Annotated in this window: 16 protein-coding genes; 1 reads left to right on the top strand and 15 read right to left on the bottom strand. The window is 46.7% G+C overall.

Annotated elements, in window-relative coordinates; translation table 11 throughout:
* Window positions 1-117: 117 nt before the first annotated feature.
* The 8 genes from Q7F15_RS02145 to Q7F15_RS02110 form a co-directional block, all read right to left on the bottom strand.
* The gene (locus tag Q7F15_RS02145) at window positions 118-3,858 is read right to left on the bottom strand and encodes an IPT/TIG domain-containing protein (RefSeq protein ID WP_304415034.1); all 3,741 of its coding nucleotides are present in this window, start codon (window positions 3,856-3,858) and stop codon (window positions 118-120) included.
* Window positions 3,859-4,063: 205 nt separating this feature from the next.
* Window positions 4,064-4,423 (bottom strand): flagellar protein FliT, encoded by a 360-nt coding sequence (gene fliT, locus Q7F15_RS02140; protein ID WP_212133425.1) that lies wholly within the window; start codon window positions 4,421-4,423, stop codon window positions 4,064-4,066.
* 12 nt (window positions 4,424-4,435) lie between these two features.
* Entirely contained in the window at window positions 4,436-4,813 is a 378-nt protein-coding gene (gene fliS, locus Q7F15_RS02135; protein ID WP_212133427.1) for a flagellar export chaperone FliS, read from the bottom strand.
* A gap of 13 nt (window positions 4,814-4,826) precedes the next feature.
* Window positions 4,827-6,308 carry a flagellar hook-associated protein 2 gene (locus Q7F15_RS02130; RefSeq protein WP_212133429.1) on the bottom strand — a complete coding sequence of 494 codons (1,482 nt, stop codon included), beginning with the start codon at window positions 6,306-6,308 and terminating at the stop codon, window positions 4,827-4,829.
* Window positions 6,309-6,319: 11 nt separating this feature from the next.
* The gene (flaG, locus tag Q7F15_RS02125; protein WP_212133431.1) at window positions 6,320-6,655 is read right to left on the bottom strand and encodes a flagellar protein FlaG; all 336 of its coding nucleotides are present in this window, start codon (window positions 6,653-6,655) and stop codon (window positions 6,320-6,322) included.
* Between the two features lie 86 nt (window positions 6,656-6,741).
* Entirely contained in the window at window positions 6,742-7,806 is a 1,065-nt protein-coding gene (locus Q7F15_RS02120) for a glycosyltransferase family 2 protein (RefSeq protein WP_304415033.1), read from the bottom strand.
* Window positions 7,807-7,839: 33 nt separating this feature from the next.
* Complete coding sequence (locus Q7F15_RS02115; RefSeq protein ID WP_304415032.1) at window positions 7,840-9,768, bottom strand: TPR domain-containing glycosyltransferase; 1,929 nt, start codon at window positions 9,766-9,768, stop codon at window positions 7,840-7,842.
* A gap of 68 nt (window positions 9,769-9,836) precedes the next feature.
* On the bottom strand, window positions 9,837-10,655 hold the full coding sequence (locus Q7F15_RS02110; protein WP_304415031.1) for a flagellin N-terminal helical domain-containing protein: 819 nt from the start codon (window positions 10,653-10,655) through the stop codon (window positions 9,837-9,839).
* Between the two features lie 233 nt (window positions 10,656-10,888).
* On the opposite strand from Q7F15_RS02110, the gene fliB reads away from it, so the two are divergent.
* Complete coding sequence (gene fliB, locus Q7F15_RS02105; protein WP_304415030.1) at window positions 10,889-12,127, top strand: flagellin lysine-N-methylase; 1,239 nt, start codon at window positions 10,889-10,891, stop codon at window positions 12,125-12,127.
* Window positions 12,128-12,176: 49 nt separating this feature from the next.
* Here fliB and csrA read toward each other — a convergent pair whose 3' ends face one another.
* From csrA to Q7F15_RS02075, 7 genes are read right to left on the bottom strand one after another with little or no spacing between them, the layout of a single operon-like run.
* Window positions 12,177-12,422 (bottom strand): carbon storage regulator CsrA, encoded by a 246-nt coding sequence (gene csrA, locus Q7F15_RS02100; protein WP_304415029.1) that lies wholly within the window; start codon window positions 12,420-12,422, stop codon window positions 12,177-12,179.
* Between the two features lie 3 nt (window positions 12,423-12,425).
* Window positions 12,426-12,842 carry a flagellar assembly protein FliW gene (locus tag Q7F15_RS02095; RefSeq protein WP_304415028.1) on the bottom strand — a complete coding sequence of 139 codons (417 nt, stop codon included), beginning with the start codon at window positions 12,840-12,842 and terminating at the stop codon, window positions 12,426-12,428.
* Window positions 12,843-12,857: 15 nt separating this feature from the next.
* Window positions 12,858-13,040, bottom strand: coding sequence for a DUF6470 family protein (locus Q7F15_RS20535; RefSeq protein ID WP_368509249.1), 183 nt, complete (start codon window positions 13,038-13,040; stop codon window positions 12,858-12,860).
* Window positions 12,982-13,431 (bottom strand): DUF6470 family protein, encoded by a 450-nt coding sequence (locus Q7F15_RS02090; protein ID WP_304415027.1) that lies wholly within the window; start codon window positions 13,429-13,431, stop codon window positions 12,982-12,984. Before Q7F15_RS02090 ends, Q7F15_RS20535 begins: the two co-directional genes overlap by 59 nt.
* Before the next feature lie 19 nt (window positions 13,432-13,450).
* Window positions 13,451-14,338 (bottom strand): flagellar hook-associated protein FlgL, encoded by an 888-nt coding sequence (flgL, locus tag Q7F15_RS02085; protein ID WP_230077474.1) that lies wholly within the window; start codon window positions 14,336-14,338, stop codon window positions 13,451-13,453.
* 21 nt (window positions 14,339-14,359) lie between these two features.
* The gene (gene flgK, locus Q7F15_RS02080) at window positions 14,360-15,838 is read right to left on the bottom strand and encodes a flagellar hook-associated protein FlgK (RefSeq protein ID WP_212133445.1); all 1,479 of its coding nucleotides are present in this window, start codon (window positions 15,836-15,838) and stop codon (window positions 14,360-14,362) included.
* A 13-nt stretch (window positions 15,839-15,851) separates the two neighbouring features.
* Complete coding sequence (locus Q7F15_RS02075) at window positions 15,852-16,352, bottom strand: flagellar protein FlgN (protein ID WP_171564175.1); 501 nt, start codon at window positions 16,350-16,352, stop codon at window positions 15,852-15,854.
* Window positions 16,353-16,389 lie beyond the last annotated feature (37 nt).

Here is a 16,389-nt window from a genome sequence, read left to right as displayed (position 1 = left end):
CATTTTTTTGAACGTGAGTCTGAATCGTAAGTCCCATCTATTGCATTTAATACAAAAAAGGACCAAAGCCCCCAGGAAGGCTTTGGTCCAACCTTTTATGATCCACATATCAAATTTTTATTTGTATTCAAATGGCATCGTATTACTTTCTCTACCGTCCGGATTGACGATTTTTATATCGACGATACCGGGTCCAGCTGCAGGGGGTGACTTGACGATAAACCGCTTCGAATGATAATAATGGTTAATTTCCCCCTCTACATCGCCGAAATAGACTTTCATTCCCGGATCAAAATCGGTTCCGTCAATATATACAAGCGTTCCACCAGCGACGGGTCCGCTCGTCGGATAGATCTTGGTAATTTTCGGAGGTTGCGGCTCCGGTGGTTTATCGTATGTGAAAGTAGTTGTTGCACTTTGTCCATCCGGTGTAGTTACTACTACGTCTACTGGACCGTATACCGAGCTGCTCGGCGTAATAAAGCGAAAACGGGTGCTGTTGTAATACGTAGCGATATTGACCGGTGTTCCGTTAACAGTCAGAGTCATGTCTGGATGGAAGTTTTTCCCGTCAATATATACTTCCGTGCCGCCAGCCATCGGACCATTCGCGGGATAAATCTTCGTAATCACAGGAATTGGCACCTGATACGTATACCCATTCGGGTACGTATACGTTTGCCCATCAGGGTTGGTAAGCGTAATGTCAACAGGACCTACATAACCGTTGGAAGGCGGAGCTTTAACTCTCACCCTGGAACTGCTGTAGTAGTAATCAAGAGAAACAGGAATGTCTCCAAATTTGACTTCGGCTCCCTTTTTGAAGTTGACACCGTCGATATATACCAATTCGCCGCCTGTGGTTAGTCCTACATCAGGCGAAATTTTGGTGATTTCTACCGGTTCTGGCTTGGGAGCAATATACGTAAATGCTCCAGGAAGAACGCCTTCTTGAGAATCTGGATTCACAATTTTTACGTCTACTGGCCCTTCCACTGACGAAGCTGGGGCTTTTACCAATACCCGAACCTTGGAATAGTATTGGGTGACAGGTGCTTCAACATCACCGAAGTACACCTTCAGACCGCTGGCAAACTCTTTACCGTCGATGTAAACGTCAGTTCCACCGGCAATTGGACCACTGGTCGGATAGATTTTCGTAATGCTTGGCGGTGCAGGAGGAGGTGGAGCAATATAGGTATACCCATCCTCTATTACTGCTTCCAAACCGCTTGGATTTACGATCTTCACTTCCACGGGACCTGCGACTGAAGAAGCCGGTGCTTTGACCAAAATGCGCGTTTTGGAATAATACTGGGTTACTGGCGCTTCGATCCCGCCAAAGTACACTTGTAATCCGCTGGCAAACTCCTTGCCATCAATATAAACATCTGTTCCTCCCTCCATTGGACCACTGGCCGGATATATTTTTGTAATGCTTGGTGGCGCAGGAGGCGGAGGCGCAATATACGTATATCCTTCTGTCTTGACCGTCTCATCGCCATTCGGATTTACAATCTTAACATCCACCGGTCCGGCCACATTGGAAGCAGGCGCCTTTACCAGGACACGAGTCTTTGAATAATGTTGAACAATAGTTGCTTCCTGTCCTCCAAAGTATACCTGTAACCCGTTTTCAAAGTTTTTCCCATCGATGTATACGTCGGTTCCCCCCGCTTGCGGACCACTTGCGGGGTTAATATTTGTAATGACAGGCGGCTCAGGAGGAAGTTGTTCCAAATACGTGTAACCAAGGGGGAGTACAGCCTCTTGATTGTCCGGATTTACCACTTTGACATCGACTTCTCCGGGAGCAGCCGCCGCCGGGACGTCAATGTTAATTTGCGAACTAGACAGATACGTTACAGTTGCTTTAGTAGGCCCAATGAAAACGTTGGCGTTAGGTTGAAAATTCTTGCCTGAAATTACTGCCTTGTTTCCTCCCGCCAGCAATCCGCTGTTGGGCGTAATCGAAGAGATTTCCGGTTTGGGCAAAACAGGTGCCGGTTTATAGGTATAGGCATCTTCTAACGTTGCCGCTTTACCGTCAGGATTTACAGCTTTTACATCGACCACACCGGCTGCATCACCCGCTGGTGCAATCACAGCAACGCGATCGGCAGAATAGTAGGTGTGGATAGCTGCTTCTTTCTCACCGAAATAGACTTTGACTGCCGGATCAAATTTCTTTCCTTGTATAAAGACCAACTCGCCGCCTTTAAGTTCGCCGGTAGTTGGCGAAATGTACGAAATGGAAATTTCCTCAACCGGCGGAGCGTTATAGGTATATCCCCCGGGTACCGTTACAGTCGTTCCATCCGGATTCGTTAGAACAACATCGACAGCTCCCGGTACATCCCCTTCCGGTACGGTAACCCGGAAATAGGTCGAGGAGGTAAAGACCGTAACAGGTGCCGGTTTCCCCCCAATGGTCACGGTAATGCCATTCATGAAGTATTTGCCGTTAAAATAAATGGTATTGCCGCCAGCCAACGGACCATTGTTGGGGTCAATCGAAGTGACAATCGGGTCCGTTTTGTAACTGTAACCAATGGTGCCATATTGACCATCCGGATTCGTGACTTTCACCACTACGCTGCCTTGCTTACCCGGAGGTGTTACCGCTGTAATCTCATTGGCACTAATGACTATTACGTTCGATGCGTTGAAATCCCCAAATTTAACCGTGGCGTTTGGTCTGAATTTGTCACCCTTAATGACAACGGTTTCTCCACCATCTGGATGTCCATAGCTTGGTTCGATAGAGGTGACGATTGGAGCCGGATATGTTACCTTGAGATTGACATTGGGAATTGATTTGCTGCGGTTTGCTCCGGCATAGTCTTTGTAGGTAATAATCGCATTTCCCGTCTTCGTGATAGGTAAAAATCCTGTCTTGTCCGGATCCTTTGGTCTGATTTTGTAGGTAAACGTCAGTGTATCGTTTTTCAGTTCAGCAAACTTCCACACCAACGTATTACCCGTTACTTCCGGTTTAGGTATGTTATTTTCGTAAGACCCAGGTACAATTTCAAAATCAGGTCCCACAACGTCGGTTACGGTCACATCATAAGCGGAGGCCAGGCCAATTTCTTTTACGATCGCCGCGTAGATTTCTTCCAATCCTTGAGAACCTAATACAAAATGATGATGGGCGGCCGTCGTTGCCATTTCTTTCAGCAGCAGGTTGGGCCCACTGGTATCAGGATTATCCGTAGATTTCAACAACGCGATGGTATAGAAAATAATTCCTGCTTCTTTGGCCACCTGCGCTCGTTCTTTAGCATACTGGTAAGCATTTCCCTGAGGCTCGGTAGCATCACCGTCAGTCATGATTACGATAACCGGTTGAGCCTCTGGTCGATGATTCTCGAGCAGAGCAATTGCCTTGTCAATGGCAGCACCGGTTGCAGTACCACCGTCTGCATAGATTTTGTCAATGTAACTCTTGGCTTCTGCTGCATTGGTTGTCAGTGGAAATGATCCGATCGTTGACGTTGAACTAAAATCAACAACTCCCACACGATGTTTGGAAAAATCCATCAGGTCAATAAACCCTTTTGCTGCTTCTTTTGCAGCGGTAATCTTATCCTCACCGTTGTTGTACTCGGGTCTCATACTTCCCGATTTGTCAATAATCAAAATAACATCGTTCGGCTGTACCACGTTTACCGGTGGCGTACCTTTGATGCTAAGAGATACTTCCGCTTCTTGTTCTGTGGAGATGGACGTCGGATTTACGCTCTTGCTGACCGACATGTAGTCATTGACAGCTGCATGAAGAGGCTTGAGCGGGGTTCCGACAAGAACAAGAAGCAGTGCCAACATAAAAGTGACACTCTTCTTAACAATCCCCATATTTTCCCTCCTAAATTCTGAATATATGAAAAAACAACAGCTAGGAAGCCATTGCTTTTCCCACAGAAAGACTCGCTTTCATCGGAATTTTCATTTATCGATACCCCATTAGTAATATCGGAATTTTAGACAGAAATATTTACTCTCTTACCAAACCTCTTCTTAAAAAAATAACAGCCAGATGTTGTACTGGCTGACCTTATCATCATTTTTTTACATCAAAGAATGCGCCGTAAGCTGTAGTTCCGTAAGTGTAGTTATATTTATCAAAGGCGGACTTGTGCTGTTGAAGTTCATTTAGTTTTTGCTGAACCGTTTCTTTCTGCTCCATAATCAAACGGCGTATGGTTTGATCAAGGCTATGTGCTTCCTGCAAGTACTGACGCGCTATCATGCTTAATTGGCCGCCCTGGGAAATGGCCTCATCAATGCACGTCATTAATACTTGTCGTTGCTCCAAAAAATTGTCCCATGTGGCATCAGATTCTTCCTGGCACACGTCCTCATGAAACTCTCGTGTCACCTGAAGGATCTGACTAGCCAACATCTCTATCTGCTCGGGCATTGTGATCACATCCTACCCTTGACGTTTGGCCAGGATCATTGCTTCCTTCCATGTATCCCGAAATTGCTGAAAAAAGTCTTCAACTTCGGTGAGTCCAGAAATATCCTTTTTCACGTTGGCCTCAATCAGACGCCGCAGCATATAATCGTACATCTTACGGAACTGTTCGGAAATCGGATAGGCATCATTCAGGGTATCCATCAACTCATACAAAATATTTTGTACCCGTATACAACTGTTGTTGGCTGTCTCATAATCATTTGATTCCAGTGCCGACTTTGCTTGCTTTAAGAATCTGAGTGCGCCATTATACAGCATCAGCGTCAACTCAGCCGGAGTTGCTGTTGTTACTTGATTCGTTTGATAGGTCTGTGCAGCATTATGCAACATCGGCATCCCCCTCTTACTGTTGACCGCCAAACAAGTTCATAAACCACGTACTTTGTGATTGCATTTTGGCCAAAGCACTTTCCATGGCAGTGAACCTCTTCCAATACCGATCCTCAATCTTTTGTAAACGGTCTTCCCATAGATTTATGTCCCTGTTAATGCTGTCGATACTGCGTCCAATAACACTGTCATCAACCGGATTTGTGGAACTTCCCGCTTTGTCTGTCAACAATTTGATAGTCTTACCAATCTCGTCATACAATCGTTGAGCCAATCCGGTTTCATTATAATTTTTCGTGCTGCTGTATTGGGTAAACAGGTTAATTACTTTCTCTCCATTTTCGCTGATTGCCTTCCGCAACTTTGTCTCATCAATGTACAATTTGCCTTTTTCCATGTACGCATATTTGCCATAGGGGGAACCGGTAATACCAATCTCACTCAAGGTGTCAAACGCTGAGTCTGCCCCCTCCAGTTTGTTAGACAAAGCAAACCGCATCGCATCAAGGCCACTAGACAGAATCGAGTCTCGAAGGAGAATGCCGCTTTTGGCCATGTTCTCCAACTTTTCAGCTGTTTTTTCAGGAAGCTCCTGCTTTTCTTCGTCCAGCAACGGCTCGTACCCTTTGTATTTTTTCTCGGATATTTTATTGTTTATCTTTTCAATGACCTCATTGTATTTGTCGACAAAACTTTTGATAATCGAAAATACGGCGTCTTCATCTGTACGAACACTAATAACGATTGGATCGGTCGTTACCTGCTTGAGGTTAATTTCCATACCGTCATACGTAAAGGTATTGCTTGTGATACTATGTGTCACTCCGTTTATTTCCACAATTCCCGGCGTTCCAGGCTGCCCGGCCGTCGAGTTTGTGGTGGTTCCATCTGGACCCATTCCAAGTACGGTGCCATCTCCTGAAACGTTTATATCGAATGTACTTCCGTCACTTGACGTAAACACCAGTTTATTGTTCAAAAAGGATGCCTTAACCCCTGTGCCGGTCTGATTAACTCTGGCAATAATACTGTCGATGGTATCCGTTGACGAAACCGTAATTGTGGCGGAAGATCCTTTGCTGGTCGAAATGGAGAAAGAAAAGTCGCTTCCAATTTGTGTCTTGGAATCTGTAATGGACGAATCGACGGACAGTGCTGCACTTGGAGGAACAGCAGGCTGTGCCAACTGAGTAACCTTAATGGTATAACTGCTCAAAGAAGGGGTTCCCTTCGTTGTCACAGACACAGCTGCATCATTATTCGAAACAGCTTTTTTCTTATTGAGATTACTTGCGAAGCGCAGATTGTCCAGCGACTTCTGCAGTTCAAGCAGAAGTGCATTCATTTCTCGATAACTGTCGCGTTTCCATTCTTCCAGCTGTTTTTTACGTTTCAGTCTGTTGAGCGGCTCCCGCTCAACTTTCATCAGGTCTCTGACGATCTTATCTGTATCAAGTCCTGATGCAATTCCCCCAAGGCGAATCGGACTTATCATAACAAAACCTCCTATCGTTTCTCATCAATTAACAGACCGATCATTTCGTGCATCTTTGCAACCATATCAAGAATTTTTTTCGGAGGAACCTCACGAATCACTTCATTCGTTTGGTCATCAACGATTTGAACAAAATACTCGTTCAGTTCCTCATGGAAGGTAAATCTCAAGTGGGTACTAGTTGTTTGGATAAATTTGTTAAGGCTTTCGATTTCCTTTACCAGCTGTTCCTTGGATACAGTATGCGTCCGTTCGGCCACAGATGGACTTCCCGCAATCACAGAATTGGGAAAATCCGCACTTTTTTGGATAGGTATGCTAATCTGAGCCTTGGAACTAATCTCCATCACTAATTCCCCCTAAACATCCCTATACTGTATGTATCGGCACCTTTCCAGCAATAATTGAGATACATTTAGGGAGCTGCCCTGAATTACATTAATAATTTCAGGCGGGTCATGGCTGGCTGATAATTTAGTTTTGCTGCCTCTTGATAGTAATGTTTGGCCTTATCCGTCATCCCGAAAATGTCATAAACGACAGCCAAATTATAGGCAGCCAAATAACTTCCCACTCCCACAACACTGTCACTGCGCTCAGATTCCCCCAGTTCAAGACAGGTCAGAAAAGCCTGTTCTACCCAATCGAGCATCTCAAGCCTTCCTTGAATGTCTTCTTGAACATATTCCAAGAAAAACAAGCCTGCCACAAAGTGAAAGTCAGGGAATTTTTCAAGGTGCTCCCTTTCTCTCATGATAATTTCCATGCCATCTTCCAGATTCCCATTCGCGATCGTGTTGTACAAGTAATCAACAACCAGTGTGGGATAAAACCCTTCCTCTCGGGTTAACTTCCGATAGGCCTGCGAAAAATACCGATCTGCAGCTTGGTAATTTTTTTTATTTTTGTAGTTAATGGCGATGTGATGTAAAAGATACGGATCATAGGGCCTCTCTTCCAACTCTTTCAATAAGAGGGGCAGGTTTCGATCCGTTTTGTCTGTTTGATAATATCCGTCATGATGCACCTCAATCCCCGTTCGGACGTGGGGTAACTCTGATACAATCTGTTCATGGATTCTTCCCTGATAATATACACCTCTTGGGAACAGGCGGGATGCCCACTGCCGCAAATAACGGACTTCGGATTCATGCACGTACTTACTCACAATCATAATTCTTCCGATTGCTTTTTTTGAGTTGATAAAGTTGTCTATCAACATGCGGGAGGTGTTCACCATGTATTCGTCCGCATCAAGGACTAGAATCCAATCACTGCTAGCTTGCCGCAGGGCGTAGTTACGCGCATCTGCGAAACTATCCGTCCAGGCGTAATCAAATACTTTGGCTCCACATCGCAGCGCAATCTCCTTTGTCTGATCGGTTGACCCAGTATCGACTACGATCATTTCATCGACCAAGTCTTTCACACTGTCCAGACATCGTTTTATGTTCTTCTCTTCATTTTTAACAATCATCGTGAGACTAAGGGTACCCATCGATCATCAACCTCCGACGTAAATTCGGTACAATTAGTGATTGATTACGTTAACAGATAAAGATCGAAGGTAAGACGATTCGGGGAAATAATTCATCGCTTTGAGGATAACGTTCATCAGTCGGTCCCGTTCCTGCATTTTCACATAGAGTTGAATTTGCCGTTCATAAACGCAATACTCGCGGGGATTTGCGGATTCGGCCTCCTGCAATAGCTGGAGCGCCAGTTCCCAATTCTGTTGGCGCATGGCACAATCCGCCATTTTGATCAGAATGGCGCAAAGCGTCTGGACGTCGATTTCCCCATGTTGTTCCAGATAGTATTGATACAATTCAAACGCGAATCCAAATGCCCCTTGTTGAAAGCAAATCTCAGCCGTTTTCAACAAAACGCCCTGTTCTACAATAAGGTCAGCATATCCAAGCAGCTCCTCCCATTTATTCAGCCTGACGAATATGTCCATCAATAAAACCAGGTCATCTTTTTGGATGGATGCAGACTCTTTTAATAAGAGAGCCTGCAACGATTGCGGCAAGGAAGGAAAAAGGTCACGCAATGCCTCTTCACTCCCTGCAGCCAGTGCTGCCGCAATAGCATGAACCGCATCATGAGTCGCGCCTTCTTTTTTGTACCGTTCACGGTAGAGAACCAATGCATCCGAATAATGACCTAGTAAAAGGTGCAGCTTGGCAATGTGGGAGGATAGTTGTTCTCTCTGATCATCCCTTACCAAATTCATGTAATAATCGGCAAGAGCCCCATTGTTGGCTTCAAGGGAAACATTTACAAGCAGCAGCACATCTTTTACATTGCCGTAATCATATATCCTCGACAGGAAAGGAGAAATATTCTCCGGATTTTCATGCATAGAAAAAACGCGCACCAATTCAAGCAGCGCCCGATAGTTGTATTTGTCCAGGCGAAGAGCTTTAACAAAACATTCAACGCATCCCGGCAAATCGTTAACGGCATAAAGAAGTTGTCCCATCACGGTCAATACCTTGGTGCTGGTAAAGTAGGCACTGGATTGTGATGTGACCGAGTCCGTCAATCGCTGCATACCGGATGAAAACGCTTCTACAGCATCGTGGAATCGGTTCTGCCTCCGATAGACATCTCCCAGGAAAAAATAAAAGTCAGGAAAATTCGGGTAGGCATGAATCGCTTCCTGAATAAGTTTCAATTGTTTTTCGATCGGATAATCCAATGCGATCATGCAGTTAATCATATTGACGTAATTTCTTTCATACAGGCCAAATAACGTTGCATTTTTAAACTGCAGCACTTTTTGGCCAAATTGCAATGCTTCTTCAAATTTGTGATCAATTAGATATGACTCCGATATATAAAAGGCCAGATCGCTGCTTTTCGGATTTTGATTCCATTCTTTAAACAGCAGGGCAAGATTTCGCTTGCTTTTTTCTTTTTCCGCCACTGTAGAACGAGAATACCCGCTATGATAAACGACAACACGGTCAGTCGCAAACAGTACGTTCAAAGGGGCTTTATCACTTACCACTCGCTCATGGATAGCACCTACATAGCGGATATCCGGATCATTGCGAAAAAGACGTACTTGCGGGGAGGCACTGATAGGCTGGTTGTTGGACAAATCGTAATTGGTTAACATAACGGCAATCAAGTCGTATTGTTCACGTTGTGCTTGTTTTATGACCTGATGGAGTTGGGGGGCACTCTCCGCTGCAAGCTGTTCGTCTGCATCCAGAAAGATGATCCAATCGCCCGTTGCCTTGGAAAGTGCAAAATTCCGGGCAGCAGAAAAATCATCAATCCATTCAAAATGATAGACAGACGCACCACATTGTCGGGCAATTTCCACCGTCCGGTCTGTCGAGCCGGTATCGACAACGATCATTTCGGATGCAACGTTTTTCACACTTTCCAGGCATGTGGAAAGGCATTTTTCTTCGTTTTTCACAATGACACAAGCTGACAGCTTCATATTCCCGTTCCTTTCGTCAATTAGGAAAAAAGAGAGCAAGAAATACTTGCTCTCTTTTTTTGATTCTATTAGCGCAGCAGTTGCAGAACGCCTTGCGGCAGTTGGTTGGCTTGCGCCAGCATGGCTTGAGCTGCTTGAGTAAGAATGTTGTTCTTCGTGAACGCCATTTGTTCTTTCGCCATATCCAGGTCGCGGATACGGGATTCAGCAGCTTGCAGGTTTTCCGCAGTGATGTTCAGGTTGTTAATGGTGTTTTCCAGACGGTTTTGGTTGGCACCCAGATAAGAACGAGCTGCGCTCACACTGTTAATCTGGTCTTCAATATCTTGAAGTTTTTGGTTTGCTGCATCTTGGTCAGCAAAAGTGTATCCTTGAACAGCAGTTACAACGTTAGAAATGTTAAAGCTCGCCGATGTCAGCGTCAGTGTTTGAGTAGATTCGATACCGATTTGCAGGGTGATGTCTTGGGAACCATCGAGGAGCGTGATTCCGTTGAACTTGGTGTTGGTCTTGATGTTATCCACTTCTTTTGCCAGTTCAGCGATTTCCTCGTTGATACGAGCCAAATCGTTAGTTTGGTCATAGGTACCGTTAGCAGCTTGAACAGTCAGCTCTTTAATGCGTACCAGGATGTTGTTTACCGTTTGCAGCGCGCCTTCCGCAGTTTGAACCAGGGAGATACCGTCTTGCGCGTTGCGTGCAGCTTGCTCCATACCGCGGATTTGGGAACGCATGCGCTCGGAGATGGAAAGACCGGCAGCGTCGTCAGCGGCGCGGTTGATGCGGTAGCCGGAAGACAGCTTCTCTACGTTCTTTGCCAGGTTGCCGGTGTTGATGCCCAGTTGGCGATGGGTGTTCATTGCAGACAGGTTGTGGTTGATAATCATCTGCTTTTTCCTCCTTGATTGTGACAGTCACATCCATGTGACTCTAAATTGACGGGATTTGAAGCAATCGCGCGCTTGCCCATTTCCCCTACACTAGTGTTATCGGCGAGCTTCGACAAAAGATTTAGAGGTTTTTTCAAAAAATGTTTTCCTCGTACTTCATATCTTTGAACTTAGCAGTTTGTTTATTTTAGCCGATACAATACATATGGATGAAGAAGGAGGCCTGCACCATGAAGGAACACAAAAACGTTACCCTTGTCCCCCAATACTTGCGGAAGTTTTCATGCATTGGCTCTGAGTGTGAAGATACCTGCTGTGTCGGGTGGCGAGTAGATATCGACAAGCGAACCTATCTGAAGTACAAGCAGGTAAAAAACGCCTCTGTAAAAACATTACTGAATGAAAGTATCAGAAGGACTCGAAAAAATGCTACTGAAAAAAACTATGCCCATATTAAACTCGACAACAACCACTCCTGCCCTATGCTAACCAAAGACAGCCTTTGTCAGATTCAACTAGAGCTCGGGGAAGAATACTTATCAAACGTTTGCAGCTCCTATCCCCGTGTCACCAATATTGTAAACAGCACGCTTGAAAAGTCCTTGACCTTGTCTTGTCCTGAAGCGGCGCGGCTGGCCCTGTTGAACCCTGAAAAAATGGAATTCGACGAAATAATAGAGGACGCAGACAAGAAAATGGCCTTAAATGGCGTCCTAAAAGTCGGCAATGAGGCCTATAATCTTTCTAGCTATTTCTGGAATTTACGTATCTTTTCGATCGACCTCATCCAACAGCGACGCTACAGTTTGGCTAACCGGCTTATATTATTGGGCATTTTCTTGAAGGATGTCGACCGCCTTGTCGAAGAACAGCAGCACACTGCCATTCCCACTCTGGTTGACAATTATCATACGTTGATCGAACAAGGGAGTCTAATCGATAGCCTCAACCAAATTCCAATTGAACCCACCCTGCAAATCAAATTTCTGAAAAAAATCATTGACATTCGCTTGCTTTTAGGATTGCACCATAAAAGGTACTTGCAATGTCATGCTGACTTTCTTTCCGGTATCGGATTTTCTGATGATGCCCCATTGGAGGATGTTGCCAGCCGCTATCAATCTGCTTATCACACTTACTACAAACCTTTTATAGATCAACACGAATATATTCTTGAAAACTATCTTGTCAATTATATCTTTAAAAATCTGTTCCCGCTTGGTTCCAATGATAAGTGCATGGAGGATTATGTGAAGCTCATTCTTCATTACGGTATTATTAAAATGCATTTAATTGGAATCGCCGGTCACTATCGGGACTCTTTTAATGAATCTCACGTCATCACCTGCATCCAATCAATTGGCAGAGTCATAGAACATAATAACGGATATCTAAACTATTGTTTGGAACTTCTGAAGACGTTAGACGTAAACTCCCTGGCCGGAATGGCGATTTTTATAAAAAATTAACAAAAAAAGAGAGGCTTTTCATAAAGGGCAAAGCCTCTCCTTCTTTAAATTATTCATATTTATCTTTATCCGTTTTTCCAAGCAAACTTACCATTGCTGACAAATCATGTTTTATGTGCGAGGCTTCCTTGTTCTCCTCCTGGATGGCAGTATAGATTTCCTTCCTGTGAACGTCTATGTCTCGCGGCGCCTTTATTCCAATTCTGACGACATCACCGTCAACAGACACGACTGTAACCTCAATACTGTCACCAATCATGATGGACTCATTCTTCCTCCGTGATAGTACCAACATAAGTTATCTACCTCCCGGAGGATTTTCTCTTCTGGATAGAGGAGCGCGCACCTCGTAGTCCTCATCCAGTATCATTTGCTTGGCCATTCGATTATCCAGATTAACGACAATCGGAGCTTTTAGATTGACGGTGATTCCGTTTTCACGAGGAGTAACAATGGTAAAGATGGTTACGGAAGATTGGTCTGTAATATGCAGCGCTTGCTTGATCGGCTCTTTTACTTCAAATTCATAGTTGTCGAAAAACAGAAAGGGATCAATGATCCAAAATCCTACCTTCTCATCTTCCATGGACAAGAGCTGGAGAAAGGGAATTTCGGAGTCTTCCTGGACGATCTGAAAAAATTGCAGGTGCGAAAAACCTGGCACCCCTTCTTCAAAGTATACTTTTCCAATCTCCATCTTACGGCCAGTTGTCATATGCCTTTCTCCTTTTCACATCAACCGATCAACCTGCAGACCGACGACTTCTATCTTCAGCCGATTGTACTGCTGCATGTATATCTGCGCTTTTCCCGGCGTGTATTTTAACACGGGTGGTCGGATTTGGGTATGGTTCTCAAATCCTTGTTTTTGGATATTGATCAACGTAATGCCATGACGAAACCCAATGTCCACCCCTTCGTCGGGATAGAGCGGGGTCGGCAAGGGTGTGGGGGGTAATGCCGAACCTGTCAGCCGCCTGTTCAGGGATGGGGTCCTGCGGGTTTTCGATCGCCCGCAGTTGGTCCCCCTCCTGACTGATGCGGGCGATCGCCTCCAGCCACTGCTGTTTGCCGAAAGCGGCGTTGTCGTCGCTGAACTGCAGCGGTGTTCGCAGCCCGAGACTGTATCGGGCGCGGCTGGAGTCGATCGTGATCTCGCCGGGGTCCTGTCTGATCTGCAGGATGGCCGGCCTTTGTCGAAGCTGGAGGTCAGCATGCGGCTGCTGAATTTCCTGCACGGGTTTTTGAACGGAGATTCCGATCCGCGCCATCGTGCTCTCCATTCGCAAGGAAGCAATGGGCATGTGCGTCTACCCCTTGGTATTATCGCAGAAAATCAACCAAAGACGGCTGGATGATCCTCGCCCCGGCAGACAGCGCGGCCCGGTGAACATTCTCCTGTGCCTTCAGTTGGGTGATTACTTCGGCGATGTCCGCATCCTCGTTTTTGGACATCAACCCGGTAATGGAGACCTCGCTTTTGGACAGCCTGTCTTCCACCAGTTCCAGCCGGTTGACTCGTGCCCCCAGCGCAGCCCGCTCGGTCAAGACAAAATCGGCCTGCTGTTTCAATTGGTCACTGTATGCCGTCGCAGCGTTGCCATTGTTCAACTCCGTGACAATGTTGTCCAGCAGGGTAAAAATGTTGTTCCCGGTCGGATTGTTAAACACATTCTGCGCGTTGATGTTGATCGGCACATACGTATTCTCGCTGATTTCCAGTCTAATCAGCGAGCTGTTCGTGTTGGTAAACTGGCCTGACGCAGTATCGTAAGGCGGTCTGGTGGAATCGGTCCCGGCAAAAATATACCGCCCGTTCACCGTCTGGTTGGCTATATTGCCCAGGTGGTTTTTCAGTTCAGCGATTTCCATGGCCATCATTTTCAAGTCGTCCTTGGACAAGGTGCCGTTGCCGGAGGCTACCACCAATTCCTGAACGCGCTTGTACACGTTCCCCACCTCATCCAGTGCCTGGTCTGTGGCGTCCAGCCAGTTGAGCGCTTCCGTCGTATTTTTGGCGAACTGGTCGTTTTCAATCAGCGAGGAGCGGTAAAACATTCCCCTCGTCACAATCACCGGGTCATCAGAAGGTTTGGAGACCTTTTTCCCCGACGACAACTGTTCCTGCAGTTTATCCATGTTGCCCATCGAATTGTACAGATTTCGCAGCATGTTGCGGTTAAGCATGTTTTGCGTTACGCGAACAGCCATGTGTTACCCTCCCTAACGACGTTACAGACCGACTCGGCCCATGCCGTTAATGATCCTGTCCAAGATTTCGTCAACAGCTGTGATGGAACGCGCTGCGGCGTTGTAGGCGTGTTGGTACTTGACCAGATTGGACATCTCTTCGTCGATGGAGACGCCTGACACCGATTCGCGTTGTGCCGCCACCATGTTGACAATGGTTTCCGAGTTTTTCTGATTGCGGATGGCTTCCTGTCCTTTTACGCCCAGTTCGCCAATGGTGTACCGGTAATAATCGTCCAGTGTTGTCGCTTCTTTGAAGTCAGTGGGACCTGCTCCTGCAGGGATGATCTTGAATTTGATCTGAGCGATGGCCAAGGCGTTTTCGTTATTGCCTGCCACTACGCTGCCGTCCGGCTCCGGTCTGGCTGCGGCGATGGCATCCAGACTGGCCAAAATGGCAGGGTTGATCGCGATGTTGGCAGCTCCGGTCGGATCCGCAGTGCCGCCACTTATCCTGTCAACAAAGAACGGGATTTGGGACGAACCGCCACCGGCGTTAATGTCGTTGATGCTGTATCCCAACTTGTGCACATTGTTGATTTCCCTGGTCAGATTAATGGCGAGGAGATCGAGACGCTCCATCGTGCCGGGAATCAGCACGTCCCGCGATTCCAATATGGCAGTGATTGCGCCAGATGTCGGTTTGAAGCTGACCCCGCCAATGGTAAATTCATTGAGACCGGTCTGCGGATTTCTCACCGCTGCCACCGGAACCGAGGTATACCCGTTTACCAAGTCCCGGCCGTCCACCTGAATGTCCACCATGCCGTTTTCCACATAGCTAACTTTTACCGGCACCAGCTTGGACAGCTTGTCGATCAACACGTCCCGTTGGTCATACAGGTCGTTTGGCACATACCCGTGCGGCACGACGTCGTTGATCATCTTATTAACAGCGGCGATTTGCTGGGCCAGCGAATTGACCTCAAGCGCTTTGACACCGACGACGTGATCCATGTCCTGCTGGACTTGCTGAAGCTGCCTGTACAGATTGGCAAATGTTTCGGCTACCGCAATGGACCGCTCCCGCACGACAGCACGGGTAGACGGGTTGATCGGGTCTTTGGACAGATCTTGCCACGCCTGCCACATCTGGTCCATGACCTTTTGCAACCCCGTCTCGGAAGGCTCCTGCAAAATCGCCTCTATTTTGGCTAGGGCATCAACCCTTTCGTCCCAATAGCCAAGGATTTTGTTTTCGTTTCGAAACTGGAGATCGAGAAAATCCTCACGCAGACGCTGGATATCTGACACCATCACACCAGTACCCAACAAGCCGGCCTCTCTGCTCATGTTCAGGCCGACATACGGAATGCCAGTAGTCGCAACCATATTAACGCGCTGCCGGGTGTAGCCTTCCGTATTGGCGTTGGCGATGTTGTGGCCGGTGGTATTCAATGCCGCTTGCTGGGCAATAAGCCCGCGCTTGCTCACTTCCAACCCATGAAATGTTGAACGCATGATTGCACCTCTTTTACGCTTTGGTATTGAAAAAACTGCGATGGCTTCCGCGGAACGCCTCCGCCGTCGGATTTCCGTAGATAAAGTCATCCTCCGGCGCATCTGTGATCAGGTTGAGCGTCATGTTGACAAAAGAAAGGGACTGTTCCAACAACTGCTGATTGAGCTCGTTGGCATCCCGCAGTTCAGAGACAATCCGCATCAGTTCATCGCGGTACGTGGTCAGACGCATCTTCTCTTCCGCGCTGGTCGTCAGCTTGATCAGGTCAGAAAGCGTGCCGTTGTCCCGGGTGAAACCCAGGGAAGCAAACAAGTGAGCTGCCACAGCCTGGCGGGCTTCCTCGGCGCTGCCGACAGCCTGGATCAGTTTCTGTTCCTGCTTGGTGATGGCCACCAGTTCGTCGACGTCACCCTTGATCAGCACGTCCTTTTTTTGTACGGCAAGCGTATACAGCGCCTTGTGCAGTTGAATCAAGTTGTCGAGCAGTTCGTAGAGTTCATGCCACTTCGTCATGAGGACACCTCAGCTTTCCCCTCGAGGTCGTCATACG

The organism is Brevibacillus aydinogluensis (assembly GCF_961514395.1).
GTDB classification, from domain to species: Bacteria; Bacillota; Bacilli; order Brevibacillales; family Brevibacillaceae; genus Brevibacillus; species Brevibacillus aydinogluensis.
Note: the sequence above shows the minus strand (reverse complement) of the source record. Positions and strands in the feature narration are given on the sequence as shown.